The 15827-nt window shown below is 65.0% G+C and carries 15 protein-coding genes; 7 read left to right on the top strand and 8 right to left on the bottom strand.

Features of this window, described 5'->3' with window-relative positions; genetic code table 11:
* Positions 1 to 198 precede the first annotated feature (198 nt).
* Positions 199 to 1140: a DMT family transporter gene (locus ACE10Z_RS07725; RefSeq protein WP_375787392.1), complete on the top strand. Its 942-nt coding sequence runs from the start codon at positions 199 to 201 to the stop codon at positions 1138 to 1140.
* Between the two features lie 262 nt (positions 1141 to 1402).
* Here ACE10Z_RS07725 and ACE10Z_RS07720 read toward each other — a convergent pair whose 3' ends face one another.
* Complete coding sequence (locus tag ACE10Z_RS07720) at positions 1403 to 2359, bottom strand: LysR family transcriptional regulator (protein ID WP_375787391.1); 957 nt, start codon at positions 2357 to 2359, stop codon at positions 1403 to 1405.
* A gap of 135 nt (positions 2360 to 2494) precedes the next feature.
* Between ACE10Z_RS07720 and ACE10Z_RS07715 the strand changes: the two genes are divergently transcribed.
* Positions 2495 to 2878 carry a nuclear transport factor 2 family protein gene (locus ACE10Z_RS07715; protein ID WP_375787390.1) on the top strand — a complete coding sequence of 128 codons (384 nt, stop codon included), beginning with the start codon at positions 2495 to 2497 and terminating at the stop codon, positions 2876 to 2878.
* 390 nt (positions 2879 to 3268) lie between these two features.
* Here ACE10Z_RS07715 and ACE10Z_RS07710 read toward each other — a convergent pair whose 3' ends face one another.
* On the bottom strand, positions 3269 to 4954 hold the full coding sequence (locus ACE10Z_RS07710) for a methyl-accepting chemotaxis protein (RefSeq protein WP_375787389.1): 1686 nt from the start codon (positions 4952 to 4954) through the stop codon (positions 3269 to 3271).
* A 270-nt stretch (positions 4955 to 5224) separates the two neighbouring features.
* Here ACE10Z_RS07710 and ACE10Z_RS07705 point away from each other — a divergent pair, with 270 nt between their 5' ends.
* The 4 genes from ACE10Z_RS07705 (at position 5225) to ACE10Z_RS07690 (ending at position 9753) form a co-directional block, all read left to right on the top strand.
* Positions 5225 to 6268 carry a C-terminal binding protein gene (locus ACE10Z_RS07705; RefSeq protein ID WP_212316156.1) on the top strand — a complete coding sequence of 348 codons (1044 nt, stop codon included), beginning with the start codon at positions 5225 to 5227 and terminating at the stop codon, positions 6266 to 6268.
* A gap of 148 nt (positions 6269 to 6416) precedes the next feature.
* The gene (locus ACE10Z_RS07700; protein WP_375787388.1) at positions 6417 to 7763 is read left to right on the top strand and encodes an ABC transporter substrate-binding protein; all 1347 of its coding nucleotides are present in this window, start codon (positions 6417 to 6419) and stop codon (positions 7761 to 7763) included.
* A 132-nt stretch (positions 7764 to 7895) separates the two neighbouring features.
* A complete protein-coding gene (locus tag ACE10Z_RS07695; protein ID WP_375787387.1) occupies positions 7896 to 8852 on the top strand; it encodes a carbohydrate ABC transporter permease in 957 nt (318 codons plus the stop codon).
* A gap of 58 nt (positions 8853 to 8910) precedes the next feature.
* A complete protein-coding gene (locus ACE10Z_RS07690; RefSeq protein ID WP_375789772.1) occupies positions 8911 to 9753 on the top strand; it encodes a carbohydrate ABC transporter permease in 843 nt (280 codons plus the stop codon).
* A 177-nt stretch (positions 9754 to 9930) separates the two neighbouring features.
* Here ACE10Z_RS07690 and ACE10Z_RS07685 read toward each other — a convergent pair whose 3' ends face one another.
* From ACE10Z_RS07685 to ACE10Z_RS07660, 6 genes are all read right to left on the bottom strand, one after another.
* Positions 9931 to 10752, bottom strand: a complete 822-nt coding sequence (locus ACE10Z_RS07685; protein ID WP_375787386.1) for a TonB family protein — start codon at positions 10750 to 10752, stop codon at positions 9931 to 9933.
* A 5-nt stretch (positions 10753 to 10757) separates the two neighbouring features.
* Positions 10758 to 11204, bottom strand: a complete 447-nt coding sequence (gene exbD / locus ACE10Z_RS07680) for a TonB system transport protein ExbD (protein ID WP_375787385.1) — start codon at positions 11202 to 11204, stop codon at positions 10758 to 10760.
* 3 nt (positions 11205 to 11207) lie between these two features.
* Complete coding sequence (exbB, locus tag ACE10Z_RS07675; protein WP_375787384.1) at positions 11208 to 11993, bottom strand: tonB-system energizer ExbB; 786 nt, start codon at positions 11991 to 11993, stop codon at positions 11208 to 11210.
* 25 nt (positions 11994 to 12018) lie between these two features.
* Complete coding sequence (gene hutX / locus ACE10Z_RS07670; RefSeq protein ID WP_375789771.1) at positions 12019 to 12492, bottom strand: heme utilization cystosolic carrier protein HutX; 474 nt, start codon at positions 12490 to 12492, stop codon at positions 12019 to 12021.
* Positions 12493 to 12539: 47 nt separating this feature from the next.
* Positions 12540 to 12872: an antibiotic biosynthesis monooxygenase family protein gene (locus ACE10Z_RS07665; RefSeq protein ID WP_375787383.1), complete on the bottom strand. Its 333-nt coding sequence runs from the start codon at positions 12870 to 12872 to the stop codon at positions 12540 to 12542.
* A gap of 146 nt (positions 12873 to 13018) precedes the next feature.
* Positions 13019 to 15367 carry a TonB-dependent hemoglobin/transferrin/lactoferrin family receptor gene (locus ACE10Z_RS07660; protein ID WP_375787382.1) on the bottom strand — a complete coding sequence of 783 codons (2349 nt, stop codon included), beginning with the start codon at positions 15365 to 15367 and terminating at the stop codon, positions 13019 to 13021.
* A 251-nt stretch (positions 15368 to 15618) separates the two neighbouring features.
* On the opposite strand from ACE10Z_RS07660, the gene hemP reads away from it, so the two are divergent.
* Positions 15619 to 15825 carry a hemin uptake protein HemP gene (gene hemP, locus ACE10Z_RS07655; RefSeq protein ID WP_375787381.1) on the top strand — a complete coding sequence of 69 codons (207 nt, stop codon included), beginning with the start codon at positions 15619 to 15621 and terminating at the stop codon, positions 15823 to 15825.
* Positions 15826 to 15827: the final 2 nt, after the last annotated feature.

Genomic DNA, 15827 nt, shown 5'->3' with positions numbered 1-15827 from the left:
GAGCGCGGCACGCGCGTCTCGAAGGGTCGACGGCCCAACTGTGGCCGTGCATCCTTCGAGACGCGCTGCGCGCTCCTCAGGATGACGGAAGCGAGTTCTCGTGGTGCCTTGAGTAATGACAAGCTCGGCCACGCATGGCTCCAATCCGCTCTTTCGTCTTGTGGTGGCAGCAGATTCGGGCACAACATCCGCCAGATAATGACCGCCCTGCCCGCACCTGCCACAACCCCGCGCTATCAGCCGCTGCACTGGCTCAACAACCAGCCCTATCTGCTGCTCAGCCTGACGTCGCTGTTCTGGGCCGCCAATATCGTGCTGGCACGGCATGTCGGCAGCCATGTGCCGCCGGTCACGCTGACCACGATCCGCTGGTTCGGCGTGTTCCTGATCCTATTGCCGTTCGCCTGGCCGCATCTGAAGGAGGACTGGCCGAAGCTGCGCAGGGCGCTGCCGCTGATGCTGCTGTTGTCCGCGGTCGGTTTCGCGTTCAACAACGCGATCTCCTACTGGGCGATGCAATATACCGAGGCGTTGAACGCGCTCTTGATCCAGTCGGCGGGGCCGCTGTTCGTGGCGCTGTGGTCGCTGATCCTGTTCGGCGTGCGGCTGACGCCGGCGCAGCTAGCCGGCATCGCGATCTCGCTGGCCGGCGTGCTGACCATCATCCTGCGCGGCGACTTCTCGGCGCTCGCCAGCATCAGCTTCAACCGCGGTGACATCATGTTCGGCGCCTCGTTGGTGTCGTTCGGGCTGTATTCGGCGCTGATCCCGCGACGGCCGAAAATCCATCAGCTCTCGCTGATCTCGTTCACCACCTGCTGCGGTGCGCTGATGCTGTTGCCGGTGGCCATCTGGGAATTCGCCAACGGCGTGACGCTGAAGCTCGACGTTCTGACCTTTGCGACGCTGGGCTACACGCTGATCTTCCCGTCCACGCTCGCCTATCTGTTCTTCAACCGCGGCGTCGCATTGATCGGCCCGAATCGCGCGGCGCCGTTCTTCCATCTAGTGCCGGTGTTCGGCTCGGCGATGGCGATCCTGCTGCTCGGCGAGACGCTCGCGCCCTACCATCTGATCGGCTACGCGCTGGTGCTCGCCGGCGTCATCATCGCCTCACGGCAGGGATCGGCGAAGCGCTAGCTGACGCATGATGAGATTAGGTTAGGCTGGAGCGGCATCGAATGTTCACCTCTCCCTTGGGAGAGGTCGATTTGCGCAGCAAATCGGGTGAGGGGGTTACGGTCTATCCAGAGAGCAAGAGCCCTCACCCGGATTGCACCGGACGATGCTTCGCATCGCCGAGAGCAATCCGACCTCTCCCCGACGGGGAGAGGTGGACCGGAGCCGCGGCAAGCCGATTCAACCCAATCTCATCAGGCCTTAGCTGACGCCGAGGATACGGCTAGCTTGCCTTGCGCAAGCCGGCGGATTTGCGTGGCGAATGTGGCTTTGCCGCCAGCGTTTCCGTGATGAAGTCGATGAACCGCCGCACCTTGGCCGGCACGTGGTTACGCGAGGCGTAATAGACGTAGAGCGGAAAGCGTTCGTCGGGCCAGTCCGGAAACAGCTCGACCAGCGCGCCGCTCCGCAAGTGATCGTCGAGGCCGAGATCGATCACCTGCGCGATGCCGAAGCCGGCCAGGCAAGCACCAAGCTTGGTTCCTGAATCGGTCACGGTGAGCCGCCCGTTGACCGCGACCGGCACGACCTCGCCGCCGCGCCAAAACTCCCAATCGAACGGCCGCCCGGTCGCCGCGTCGATAGCGTGGATACATTGATGATCGCGGCTCGCCAGTTCCCGCGGATCAAGCGGCCGGCCGTGTCGTTCGAGATAGATCGGCGAAGCCACGGTGAGCACGCGCGCATCGAGCACGCGGCGCGCAATCAGCGCCGACGGCGACGGCTCGCCGAAGCGCACCGCCAGATCAAAACCGTCGCTGACCAGATCGGCGATCCGGTCGCGGGTCTCGATACGCAGCTCCATGCCTGGATTCTGCAGCAGGAACTCGCTCAGCTTCGGTGACAGCACCATGCGGGAGAACAGCGGGTCGACATTGACCCGCAGCCGGCCGCGGACCGCATCGCGCGATTTCGAGGTCTCCGCCGCGGCCTCGCCGATCCCGGCCAGATGCGCGGCAACCCGCTCGACCAGCGCACGACCTTCCTCGGTGAGCTCGACGGCGCGGCTGGTGCGGTGAACCAGCCGGGCATCGAGGCGCGCCTCGAGCTTGGCGATCGCCTTGCTGACCCCGGATTGCGTCATGCCGAGCCGTTCGGCGGCCCGGCCAAAGCTGCGCGCATCCGCCAGCGCCGCGAGGACCACGAGGCCGCCAACCAGCCGACCGTCAACTTCGTCCATGCCGATGCCTCTCAGTCATCCAAGAGATGACCGCCCAGTCGTAGCACTCCGCCACTATATCGGCCACTGTCCGCGCAGATCACCGGCTCGATCCGGTGCGACCACCGCCACATCATCGCTTAAGGAGATTTTGCAATGAGCGACATCCAGGCCATCGCAGCTGCGATCGATGGATATTTCAACCTGATGTATGACGTCGACGATAGCCGGTTCCGCGACGTCTTCTCCGATGCGTGCATCGTGCACGGCATCCGGGACGGCAAGCACACGGTGCGGTCGGCCGCCGAATTCCGCGACTTCATCCGCAGCCGTCCCTCGCCGGCGTCGATGAAATCGCCGCGCGAGGAGGCCATCATCAGCATCGACCAGACCGCGTCTGATCTCGCCATCGCCAAGGTGCGCGTCAGGGCCGGCCAAACCGGCTTCATCGACCATCTCGTGTTTCATCGGATCGACGGCAGGTGGCTCGTCACCACCAAGGCGTTTCACGTCGCGCAGGTCTTCCCGGCAGGATCGTAGCGTCGCCCACGGCCGGCACTTCGGAATATTAGAAATGTGACACTGATTTGCCCGACGAGTCAAGTTGCCTGGTCGGGCGTGCCTGGTCGGGCGCCGGCCGCCACCGGCCACTTTGCATGGGGTTGTTTTCGATATTTTGGCAGCGCGCCGCTGCGAAGCCCGCTAATTCCGTCATCCTGAGGAGCGCGCTCTTGCGCGCGTCTCGAAGGATCGACGGCCACCAGCCGGGCCGATTCATCCTTCGAGGCTCGCCCAGCGGCGCAATTGCGCCGCAAGGCGCGCACCTCCAGCGACAAAGGCGAAGCCTTTGCGCGGGGATGACGGGGTGCACAGACGTGGAATGCGCTGGGTGGGTTGCGCTTCGCTAGCTAACCCACCCTACGCGATCCGTTACGCCGCACGCACCTTCTGCAGGAACTCGTCGACCGCGTTGCGCAGCATGCCCGATTGTGTGTCGAGCTCGCGCGCGTTCGACAGCACGTCGCCCGCCGCGGTGCCGGTGGCGGCGGCCGCGGTGGTGACGCCGCCGATATGGGCGGAGATCTCGCTCGAGCCAGCCGCAACCTGCTGAATGTTGCGCGCGATTTCACGCGTCGCGTCGCCCTGCTGGTCGATCGCGGTCGAGATCGAGGCCGTGATCTCGCTCATCTGCGCGATGGTCGCGGTGATGCCGCCGATCGAGGTCACCGCCTCGCCGGTCGAAGCCTGCATCGCTGCGACCTGCGCCGAGATCTCCTCGGTCGCCTTCGCGGTCTGGTTGGCCAGCGCCTTCACCTCGGAGGCGACCACCGCGAAGCCGCGGCCGGATTCGCCGGCGCGCGCCGCCTCGATGGTGGCGTTGAGCGCGAGCAGATTGGTCTGGGCGGCGATCGAGTGGATCAGCTTGACCACCTCGCCGATCTTCTCGGCGCCGGTGGAGAGCGCCTGCACGGTCGCATTGGTGCGCTCGGCATCGGCCACCGCCTGGCTTGCGACCTCGCTGGAGCGCGCCACCTGGCGGGAGATTTCCGCAACCGAGCTGGAGAGCTCCTCGGCTGCCGCGGCGACGGTGCCGACATTGTTGGAGGCAGAGTCGGAGGCAGCACCCACGGTCGCGGCCCGCGCGCTGGCGTCGCTGGCGGTTGCCGTCATCGACTGTGCCGTGGTCTGCATGCCGGCAGCGGCGGAGGCCACCGTCCGGACGATGCCGTTCACGCTGCGCTCGAAATCGCTGGCAAGGTTCTGCATCGCGCTCCGCCGCTCGGATGCGGCGCGCGCCTGCGTCTCGGCCTCGGCCTGCTCGAGACCGCGGATGCGGATCGCATTGTCCTTGAAGATCTGCACGGTCGCCGCCATGCCGCCGACCTCATCGCCGCGGCCGACGCCCGGGATGTCGCCATCGAGCTTGCCGTCGGCGATGTCGCGCATGCGACTGCCCAGCAGGTTGAGCGGCCGCGAGATGCTGCGGCCGATCAGCCAGGCGACCGATCCGGAGATGATGCCGATGCCGAGGATCGCAAGGCCGAGCAGCCACGCGATCGGCCGCATCTTGGCGTCGATATCCTCGAGATAGGCGCCGGTGCCGAGATACATGTCGAAGCCGGGGACCGCGACGGCATAGCCGAGCTTGTGGATCGGCGTCTCCTGGCCGGGCTTCACATAATCATAGAACAGCAGGATCTCGCCCTTGGCCTTCACGCCGTCCATCAGTTCCTGCGAGAGCTTGCGACCATTGGTCACGACATCCATGCGATTGGTTCCGACCTGCTTCGGATCGGGCGCCAGCACCGTGATGCCGTTGTAGTCGGTGCCGAACAGATAGCCGGCGCCATTGTCGTAGGTCATGGCGTTGGCGCGCTTGCCGAACTCGGCCAGCGCGGCCTCCTTGGTCATCTTGCCGGCGTCGACTTCCTTCTTCAGGCCCGCAGCCATGTTCTTCGCCATCTCGACGATGGCCTTGGCCTGGTCGATGCGAGCATTTGTCATCTCACGCTGCATCAAGTGACCGGCGAGGATGCCGGCCGTGCACAGACCAAGAAGGGTCACCCCCACCAGAATGCCGAGCTTGGGGGTGATCTTCAGATTTGACAGCTTCACGGGGATCTCCAGAAGAGGCGGGGAACGCGACGCGATTGGCGGATTGATTCCGCTCACCGTAATGTGAGACCCTTTACCTGATGGTTACGGTGGTTCCCCGTAGAAGCCCGGAGAATCGGGCTGCGGACCAACCGGCAATTGTGGAGAGAACAGCGCCGCTCGCGTAGAAGTAGGGACAGCGGTGGTGCGAGCCGCGCTCCGGCAAGCAACAACATCAAGAAGCAAACCAGCAAGAAGCAAGAACAGAAGACCTCACATCGGGAGCAGACAATGTCGAAATTCAGGGTGGTGACGCCGAAGGGCGCGAGCTTCACGGTCGCCGGCGGCGGCTACGATTATGAGCGCGAGGCGCTCGATCCGATCGGCGCCGAGATCGTCGAGGCGCCGGCCAACGAGGCCGAATTCATCGCCGCCGCACGCACTGCGGACGCGATCTACGCCAAGGGCATGCCGATCACCAAGGCGGTGATCGACGCGCTGGAGAACTGCAAGGTGATCACACTCGGCAGCGTCGGCGTCGACTCGGTCGACGTCAAGGCCGCGACCGCCCGCGGCATCCCCGTCACCAACATCCCCGACACCTTCATCGAGGAGGTTGCCGACCACGCCATGATGCTGCTGCTCGCGGGCTTCCGCCGCCTGATCGAGCAGGACAAGATGGTGCGCAGCGGCCGCTGGGCCGAGGGCCGCCCGGCGCTCCTGAAGATTCCGCGGCTGATGGGCCAGACGCTCGGCTTCATCTCGTTCGGCCGCGTCGCCCGCGCGGTGGCCAAGCGCGCCGCGCCGTTCGGCCTCCGGATGGTGGCCTACGATCCCTTCATCCAGGAAACGCTGATGTACGACCACGGCGTGATTCCCTCGACCTTGTCGGAAGTGCTGTCGCAGTCGGATTTCGTCTCGATGCACGCCCCGGCGCGGCCCGAAGTGCATCACATGCTGACCGAGAAGCATTTTCGTCAGATGAAAAAATCCGCCATCTTCATCAATACCGGCCGCGGCGCCACCGTCGACGAGGAATCGCTGATCAAGGCGCTGCAGGAGGGCTGGATCGCCCACGCCGCGCTCGACGTGCTGGAAAAGGAGCCGCCGTCGCACAACAATCCGATGCTCGGGATGGACAATGTTACCTTGACCGCCCATGTCGCCTCGGCATCGGCACGTTTTGACGAGGCGCGCAAGCGCCGGGTGGGCTACGAATTGTCACTAGTGCTGCAAGGCATGTGGCCGGTAAGCTGCGTCAACCCGTCGGTGCTGCAAGACACCGCGCTGCGCCGCTGGCAACCCGTCAGCATGGATCGCGGTCCGAACAGCTGAGGCGGGAATGCGCTTTTTCGCGCGAGGGCCCGCCTGATGCGGGCCCTTCGCGCGGCGGGGCGCGCGGAGACCACAAGACCCTTCACCGGCGGCCAACGCCGGGAAGGAACAATAACAATGAAACAATAAGAACGGGAGTGCGAACGACATGAAGTACGAGATCACGCGTCGCGACGCGCTGGCGCTGGGGGCGTCCGTGGCGGCACTGGCAGTCACCGGGGCTTCGGCACAGGACGCATCGAAAGTGAAGGCTGCCGACGTGGCGGCGCCGTCGCTGCCGATCGAGAAGGGCGCGAGCTTGCGCATGCTGCGGCCGGTGCGCTTCGTCCAGGCCGACGAAGACGTGTTCCGCGCCAATGCCAAGCGATTCACCGACAAGACCGGCGTCGAGGTCAAGGTCGACTTCGTCGGCTGGGAAGACATCAATCAGCAGACCGCGGTGACCTCGAACTCCGGCGCCGGCCCCGACATCATCATCGGCTTCGGCGACGCGCCGCACATCTATATCGACAAGCTGATCGAACTGACCGACGTCGCCGATTACCTCGACAAGCGCTACGGCGGATGGCTCACGCTCGCGAAACGCTACGGCATGCGCTCGAAGTCGAAGAGCTGGGTCGGCCTGCCGTTCGGCGCCTCGGGCGGCCCGCTGGTCTACCGCAAGTCGCTGGTCAATGCGGCCGGCTTCGACAAGGTGCCGGAAGACCACGCCGGCATCCTCGAGCTCTGCAAGAAGCTGAAGGCAGCCGGCAAGCCGGCGGGCTTCGCGCTCGGCAACGCCGTCGGCGACGGCAACGGCTTCGCCAACTGGCTGTTGTGGTCGCACAACGCCGCGCTGCTCGATGAGGAAGGCAACATCATCATCAACAGCAAGGAGACGATCGCCGCGCTGAAATATTTGAAGGAACTCTATCCGACCTTCATCGCCGGCACGCCCTCCTGGAACGACGTCTCCAACAACCGCGCCTACTCGTCGCAGGAAATCGGCCTGACCGCCAACGGCGTCTCGCTGTACTTCTCGCTGAAGAACGATCCCGCGACCAAGGCGGTCGCCGACGACACCGAGCATCAGTTCCTGCCCAAGGGGCTGGCATCGACCTCGCCAATGTCGGGCCTGACCCTGAACGCGATGGCGTTCAAGCACAGCCCGTATCCCAATGCAGCCAAGGCGTTCCTGCAATTCATGCTGGAGAAGGAGCAGTACGAGCCCTGGCTCAACGCCAACTCCGGCTACTGGTCGCAGCCGCTCGCGGCCTACGCGGACGCTGCGGTGTGGTCGGGCGATCCCAAGGTCGCGATCTTCAAGGACACGATGAAGAGCCCCTATTATAACGGCTACAAGGGGCCGATCTCGACCGCGACCGGCGCGGTCAACGCCGACTATGTGCTGGTGCAGATGTGCGCCTCGGTGGCGACCGACGCGGCAACGCCTGAGGCTGCCGCCGCGGAAGCCGAGCAGCGCGCCAAGCGGTACTTCCGGCGGCAGGGCCGGTAACGGCGGTCGTTGAACCGTAGATCTGGACCCAACCTTCATTGCGAGCGAAGCGACGCAATCCATCGTTCCACCAGGAGAATGGATTGCTTCGTCGCTTCGCTCCTCGCAATGACGGCAGCGGACGAGCATTCAATGTCTGTAACGACGCTATCTACACGGGGACAAGTGCTGCGCCAGCCCGGCTGGCTCGCGCGGCTGTTCGACTACAAGCCGTTCCTGATCGTGATGTGCCTTGCGCCCGCGGTCGGCCTGCTGCTGGTGTTCCTCACCTATCCGCTCGGCCTCGGCATCTGGCTCGCCTTCACCGACACCACGATCGGCCAGCGCGGCATCTATATCGGGCTAGAGAACTTCCAGTATCTGCTCAAGGATCCGCTGTGGTGGAACGCGGTGTTCTACTCGATCTTCTACACCGCGGTCGCAACCTTCGGAAAATTCGCGCTCGGCTTCTGGCTGGCGCTGCTGCTCAACAACCATTTTCCGTTCAAGAGCCTGATCCGCGCCATCGTGCTGCTGCCGTGGATCGTGCCGACGGTGCTCTCCGCACTGGCATTCTGGTGGATCTACGATCCGCAGTTCTCGATCATCTCCTATCTGCTGGTCGATGTGCTGCACCTGCGCGACAGCAATGTCGACTTCCTCGGCTCACCCTGGCCGGCGCGGTTCTCGCTGATCGCGGCCAACATCTGGCGCGGCATCCCGTTCGTCGCGATCTCGCTGCTGGCCGGGCTGCAGACCATCTCGCCCTCGCTCTATGAGGCGGCGATGCTCGACGGCGCCACCTCCTGGCAGCGTTTCCGCTACATCACCTTCCCGATGATGATGCCGATTCTCGCGATCGTGATGACGTTCTCGATCATCTTCACCTTCACCGATTTCCAGCTCGTCTACGCCATCACCCGCGGCGGCCCGGTCAACTCGACCCATCTGCTCGCGACGCTGGCGTTCCAGCGCGGCATCGCCGGTGGCGAACTCGGCGAGGGCGCCGCGATCGCGGTCTCGATGATCCCGTTCCTCGTGTTCGCGACGTTGTTCAGCTACTTCGGCCTCGCCCGCCGCAAATGGCAGCAGGGAGAAGCCAATGACTGACCAAAATGTTCAAGTATTGGCCCAATCCTCCAACGTCGCCAGCGCCACGCCCGACACGATGGCGTGGGATTCCCGCGCCCGGCGTGTGGTGATGATCTATCTGCCGCTCGCCTGCTTCATCCTGATCCTGCTGTTCCCGTTCTACTGGATGGCGATCACCTCGTTCAAACCGAACGCCGAGCTTCTGAACTACAAGGAGCACAATCCGTTCTGGATCACCTCGCCGACGCTGGCGCATGTCAAGCATCTGTTGTTCGACACGTCATATCCGCGCTGGCTGAAGACCACCATGCTGGTCGCGATCGGCTCGACCTTCCTGTCGCTGTTCGCCTCGACGCTCGCCGCCTATGCGATCGAGCGGCTGCGCTTCCGCGGCAGCCCCTATGTCGGACTCGGCATCTACCTCGCCTATCTGGTGCCGCCGTCGATCCTGTTCATTCCGCTCGCCACCGTGATCGTGCAGTTCGGTCTGTTCGATTCACCGCTGGCGCTGATCCTGGTCTATCCGACCTTCCTGGTGCCGTTCTGCACCTGGCTGCTGATCGGCTATTTCAAGTCGATCCCCTACGAGCTCGAGGAATGCGCGCTGGTCGACGGCGCGACGCGGCTGCAGATCCTGTGGCGGATCACGCTGCCGCTCGCGGTGCCCGGCCTGATCTCGGCCGGCATCTTCTCCTTCACGCTGTCCTGGAACGAGTTCATCTACGCGCTCGCCTTCATCCAGAGCGGCGCCAACAAGACCGTGCCGGTCGCGATCCTGACCGAGCTCATCACCGGCGACGTCTACCAGTGGGGCGCGCTGATGGCAGGCTCCCTGCTCGGCTCGCTGCCGGTCGCGCTGTTCTATTCGCTGTTCGTCGACTACTACGTGTCGTCGCTGACCGGCGCGGTGAAGGAGTAGCGGGCGCATCGGTCAGCCTCATTCGCTCTATCTCCGTCATCCTGAGGTGCGAGCCTCTTCGGCGAGCCTCGAAGGATGCACGACCCCACTGTGGCCGATTCATCCTTCGAGGCTCGCTCCGCTCGCACCTCAGGATGACGGGGATGGAGGGCAGGCCTCCCTCAATAAGATCGCGCCCTACCGCGGCACGAACGCGACCGGCACGCTGAAGCCCATCGAGCCCTGCGTGACCTCGGGCGGAAACGCCGGAAACGGCTGGGCCTGGCGCACCATCGCCAGCGCCCGCGCGTCGAAGGTCGGATTGCCTGACGAGCCGCCGAGATGGCTCGACAGCACCTGACCGCCGCGGCCGAGCGTGAACACCAGGCGGACCACGCCACGCTGGCCGTTGCCGCCGGCCGGATAGGAATGGAAGCGCAGCAGATGCGCGCGAACACGCGCGTTATAGGCCGCGATCGCCGACGCGGCTGTGCCGGCGCTGATCGCGGAGGCCGCCGGCGCCTGGCGCTCGGCGCGGCTCGGCGCGCTGGTGCGCGGTGCCGGCGTCGCCTCGGACGGCTTCTTTGCTTCCCGGCGGATCACCTTCGGCTTGATCGGTTCGGGCTTCCGCTCCGGAACGAGCTTCGTGGGTTCGGGTTTCGGCGGCGTGGCTTGAAGCTTCTGCTCCGGCGGCGCCGTCACCTCGGGCTTCTCCTGCGGCGGCGTCGGCGCGATCTCTTGCTGCAGCGCCTGCGCGACGGCAAGCTCCGGCGGCGAGGCGTCGGCCTCCTGCATCGCCGGGCCCGGCGGCAGCTCGGTCTCCGAAATCGCCGGCGCCGAGGTGATCGGCGTCAGGTCGACCAGCACCGCAGGCACGGCAACGCCCGGCGGCGGCGCCGAGATCCAGGTGATGCCGAGCGCAATCAGCGCAGCATGCGCGGCCAGGATCGCGGCCGCCGACGGGCCCCATCGACTCAACCTGATATCGCCGCCCGCATCATGAAGCGCATACGCATTCATCGAAATCAGCTTCGCCCGTCAAGGCCGACCAGCGCGATCTTGAGATAGCCGGCATTGCGCAACAGGTTCATCACTTCCATCAGGTCGCCGTAGCTGACGGCCTTGTCGGCGCGCAGGAAGATGCGCTCGTCCTTCTTGCCTTGTGTCGCGCCGTCGAGGGTCGCAGTCAGCGCATCGCGCGCGATCACGTCCTCGCCGACGGCGACCGAGAGATCAGGCTTCACCGTGACGAACACCGGCTTGTCCGGCCGCGGCTGCGGCTCGGCGGTCGAGGCCGGCAGGTCGACGCCGAGGTCGACGGTCGCCAGCGGCGCCGCCACCATGAAGATGATCAGCAGCACCAGCATCACGTCGATGAACGGCGTGACGTTGATCTCATGCGCCTCGGCCAGATCGTCGTCGCCGCGACGCCGGCCACCGAACGCACCGCCAGAGCCGAGTTTCGCACCCATCGCCTACTCCGCGGCGTGCGCCAGGCGGAACAGGCTGCGATCGCCCTCGCGGCTCACCAGCAGCATCACCATGACCGACGCGTCGCCGAGCAGCGCGCGATAGGCTGCGATCGAACGCGACAGATGATTGTAGATCACGACCGCCGGGATCGCAGCCACCAGGCCGAGCGCGGTCGCAAGCAGCGCCTCCGCAATTCCAGGCGCGACCACCGCGAGATTGGTGGTGTGAGCCTCGGAGATGCCGATGAAGGCATTCATGATGCCCCACACCGTGCCGAACAGGCCGACGAATGGCGCCGTGGCACCGATCGTCGCGAGCACGCCGGTGCCGCGCGCAATCTGCCGCGACATCGCCGCCTCGACCCGCTCCAGCCGCAGCGCGATGCGCTCCTTGAAGCCGTCATCGAAGATGCCGCCGGACAGCGCGGCCTCGCGTGACGCCGACTGCACGATCTGCGCCACGGCATCGCTGCCGCCGCGGCTCGCCTGCTCGACCTCGGCAAGCTGCGTGTCGCGCTCCAGCAGCCCGATCCGCTGCCGCGCAAGCGTCGTCTTGCGGCGGATCTCAACGGTCTTGGCGAGCCAGACCGTCCAGGTCACCAGCGAGGCGAAGGCGAGCCCTATCATCACCACCTTCACGACGATGTCGGCGCTCTCGAACATGCCCCAGGGCGAGAGGTTGCGCGGCAGCAGTGCGGCGTCGGCTGCGGCGAGGCTCGCGACCGGCAGCATGCCGAACATGGCGCCTGCCAACATCCCGATGCGTCGCCCAAGCCTGCGATGCGACATGGTTGCCTCCCGTCCCTCGTCGGTCTCAGCCCGCTTTCGGTGCGATGCGGTCCGCCAGCGCGTGGAAGCGCGCCAGCTGATCGCCGCGCAACGCGCGCGTCTCGTCGCGACCGACGAACACCTTGAACATGATGCCGCCGTCGAGATTGATGAAGGCGATGAAAGCCGACACCTTGCCCATGAAGGGCCGCTCGACGAAGCCGATCGCCGCACAGCGCTCATGCCTGAGGTGGCCGTGCAGGCCCTTCGGCTGCATCAGGTTGAAATAGCCGCGGCCCACTTCGCCTTTCGGAATGGCACCGGTGAACTCGAAGATCGCGTCATCGGTGTGCACGATCAGCGTCACTTCGCCCCATTCCGCGATGTCCTGCATCGCGGCGGCGAACTCGCCGGCGCCGATCCGCACCATGCTGCCTGGCAGCGCCTCGAGCACCGCGCGCGGCGTCACCTTGCGCTCCCGCGCGACGTCCTCGATCACAGCGCCGGGATTGTCGGCCATATAGGCCTTCAATCCGGCAAGCTCCGCGTTCTGCACGACTGCCTCCGTCACGCCGGGCTCTTGGCGCGCTCGGTGATCAACACCTCAAAGCCTTCGAACTTGGGATGGCCGAGGTAGAGGCTGCCGCCGGTCTCGTTGCCGGCGCGGGAATGGGCGCGGCGGAATGCATCGGACCTGGTCCAGTCCTCGAACGCTCCCTTGCTGGCCCACACCGTGTGGGTCGCATAGAGCGTGTGGTCCTCGGCCTCGGGGCCCTTCACGAGGTGAAACTCGATGAATCCCGGCAGATCGCCGAGATAGGATTCGCGGGTCTTCCAGACCGTCTCGAACGCCTGTTCCTTGCCCTTGATCACCTGAAACCGGTTCATTGCGATGAACATGAAAGCCTTCTCCTGTTGGCGGCGGATGCCTCGGACGATGCGTTGGATCCTGCCGGTTGATCTCGTTGATATCATGAATAGGCCAAGGCCGCGCTGGGGCACCAGCGCGGCCAGAGCAACCTGGATGGAATGATCGGCTCGTCGCGTTACGCTCCACCTAGGTGAATTCTCAGCCCGGCCTTGTAGACGGTGCCCGGACCGGGGCTCGAGAACAGCACGTCGTTCTGCGTCGTGCCGTCGCTCGAGGAGCCCGGGATCGCATAGGGCCGGTAGTACTGGTTCAAGAGATTGTCGACCGACGCCGTGAAGGTGATGTCCTTGGTGGCGTTCCAGGTCAGATAGAGATTGACCAACTCGTAGCCGGTCGAGGGCAGATAGCCCGCCGGCAAATCGTTGTTGGCGCCGAACGAGGACCATTGCGCGGCAATGATCAGCGAGCGGTCGAGCAGGCGGACGCCGCCCGTCGTCGTCACCTTGCGCGGCGTGATGGCGGCGAGCCCGACATTGGTCGCGGTGTTCCGGCCGCGCATCAGATGGCCGGCGACGCCAACGAACCAGTCACCCGCGTCATATATCGTCTCGAGCTCGAAACCCTCGATGCGGGCGTGGGCGATGTTCTGGTACTGGTAGAACTGGCTGAAGCGTCCGAACGGCGTCGTGGTCGGCGCCGACGCGACAAGGTCGATATAGCCGTCGACGTCGTTGTGGAACACGTTGATCTTGCCGCGGAACGAGTCGCTCGCAGTGAAGATGCCGTCATACTTCAGATTGATGCCGGCTTCCTTGTTCTTGCCGACCTCAGGCCGCAGCGCCGCGTTGGGCAGGAAGCAGAACAGGCCGCTGGTGCCGTCGGGGCAGTTGAACAGCGCCGGCCCGCCGCCGGTGGCGTGGCCGCCCGCGATCAGGGTCTCGGTGATCGACGGCGCGCGATAGCCTTCGGCATAGCTCACATAGGGCGTAAAGCCGGCCACCGGAGTGACGCCGACCGTGATCTTCGGCGAGAGCCGGTCGCCGCTGGTCGTGGTGTTGATCGAGGTGAGCTCGTAGTGATCGTAGCGGACCGCACTGACCAGTTCGAGCCAGCTCGAATAGTTCTGCTTCAACTGGACGAAGCCGCCGGACACCGTGCGCTGGCCGCCGGGCGTCGTGATGTTGGAGTTGCCGCGGGAGTCGAAGGTTTCGACATCGTCGCGGAAGGCGTCGAAGCCGTAGGTCACGGCATTACGCCAGTCGCCGAAATTGAAGCGCGAGGTGTTGTTGACGTCGAGGCCGACAGTGTCGAGCGAATAGCCGCGCTTGTCGCCGACGCAGCCGGAGATGTTGTTGCCGGGATTGGCGAGGGTGCAGACGCCGCCGCCTGACGTGATGCGGTTGTTGTAGGTCTTGACCTGGTCGTTGTCGGTGCGGTTGCCGTAGACCGAGATGTTCCAGTCGAACAGCATGTCGTCGGGCTTGGAATATCGCCAGCTCAGCGTGCCCGTGTAGTTCCTGGCGTCGGAGGCATAGACCGAGGAGCCCGCGATCGCCGCCAGCGGCGCCGCCGTCGTGGTCGGGCCGCGGTTCGGCTGGCCGATATTGTACTGGTAATCCTGGAAGACACCGCCGATCTTGAACTCGTGGCCTTCGGCCGGGCGGATCGTCACCTTCATCAGGCCGGCCGCGATATCGTTGCCGGTGTTGCCGATCTCGGTGCCCGCCCCGTCCTTGTAGTTGCTCTGGGTGCGGTAGACCGCGCCGCCGAACACATCGACGTTCGGATCGGCGCGCACGCCGCCGAACACCGAACCCATACCGCGGTCCTTGTTGCTGCCGTAGGACCCCGACATATCGACGCCCCAGCGTTCGCCGGGACGCACCACATCGTCGATATCCTTGGTGCGGAACGAGACCACGCCGCCGATCGCGCCGGAGCCGTAGATATTCGCGGTCGGGCCGCGCACCACGTCGACGCCGCCGATCAATTCGGGATCGAGGAAGAAGGAGCCGTTGGCGTTGTGGCCGGTGCGCTGATAGTTCTGCCGCGCGCCGTCGACCACGACAGCGACGCGGCCGAAATCCTGCAGGCCGCGGATATTGATCACGGTCGCCGGATCGTCGCCGCGTTCCTGGAACGAGACGCCAGGCACGTTATAGAAAATGTCGGAGACCCGGTTCGGCTGCAGGCCCTGTATCTGCTCCAGCGTGACGGAGCTGACCGGCGCCAGCGCGTCGATCGCGCGCTCTTCGGTCTTGGAGGCGACCGCCGTGATGGTGTCGAGCGATTGCACCGGCACCGCGCCGATCTGCGCGCGCGCATTCATCGCAGGCGACGCCGCCGCCTGCGGGTTGGCCGCGGGCCTTGGCTTGCGCTTGGCCTGCTTCGGCCGCTCGGTTGCGGGACGCGCAGCCGACGCATCGGCGGTTTGCGCCAAACCGCTTGCCGGCAGCGCTGCCGAAAATGAAAACACCAACGCACCCAAAATCAAGGCGCGCGAAACCCTAGCCCCGTCAGCCATTCCAGCCCCAGCCCGATCATCGCATTTCTGGTTTGGCTGGCGTGCGCTCCACTGAGCGGCTTGCTGGCTGTGTTGCGATACAAGCCACAAGCTCGCATCGCGTGATGATTGGTTACGAGCCGGCAACAAAACGGTCAAGAATGCGGCGGCGCTGTTTACATCGATTGTAAGGTGCAGCCGTTGGAATGCGCCTTCGCCCGCTTATACAAGCAAGCATCATTTGAAGATTTCGTAGGCGCAGCACCACGAGCATGTCGGCAACTTCCGAAGACAACATCGGCGTGGCGGGAAAACAGGCCGCATCAGCGTCTGACGCGGCCAAAACGCTCATCATGAGCGGGAATCGCCTCGACAGCCGCGACCTGTTCTCGGCCGAGCGCGAGATCATCATCGTGCATGGCGAAGAGCATTACCGCTTGCGACTGACTTCGCAGAACAAGCTGATCCTGACCAAGTGACG

The sequence above is a fragment of the Bradyrhizobium sp. Pha-3 genome (genome assembly GCF_042258615.1).
Taxonomy (GTDB): Bacteria; Pseudomonadota; Alphaproteobacteria; order Rhizobiales; family Xanthobacteraceae; genus Bradyrhizobium.
This window is presented reverse-complemented; position numbering and strand designations above follow the sequence as displayed.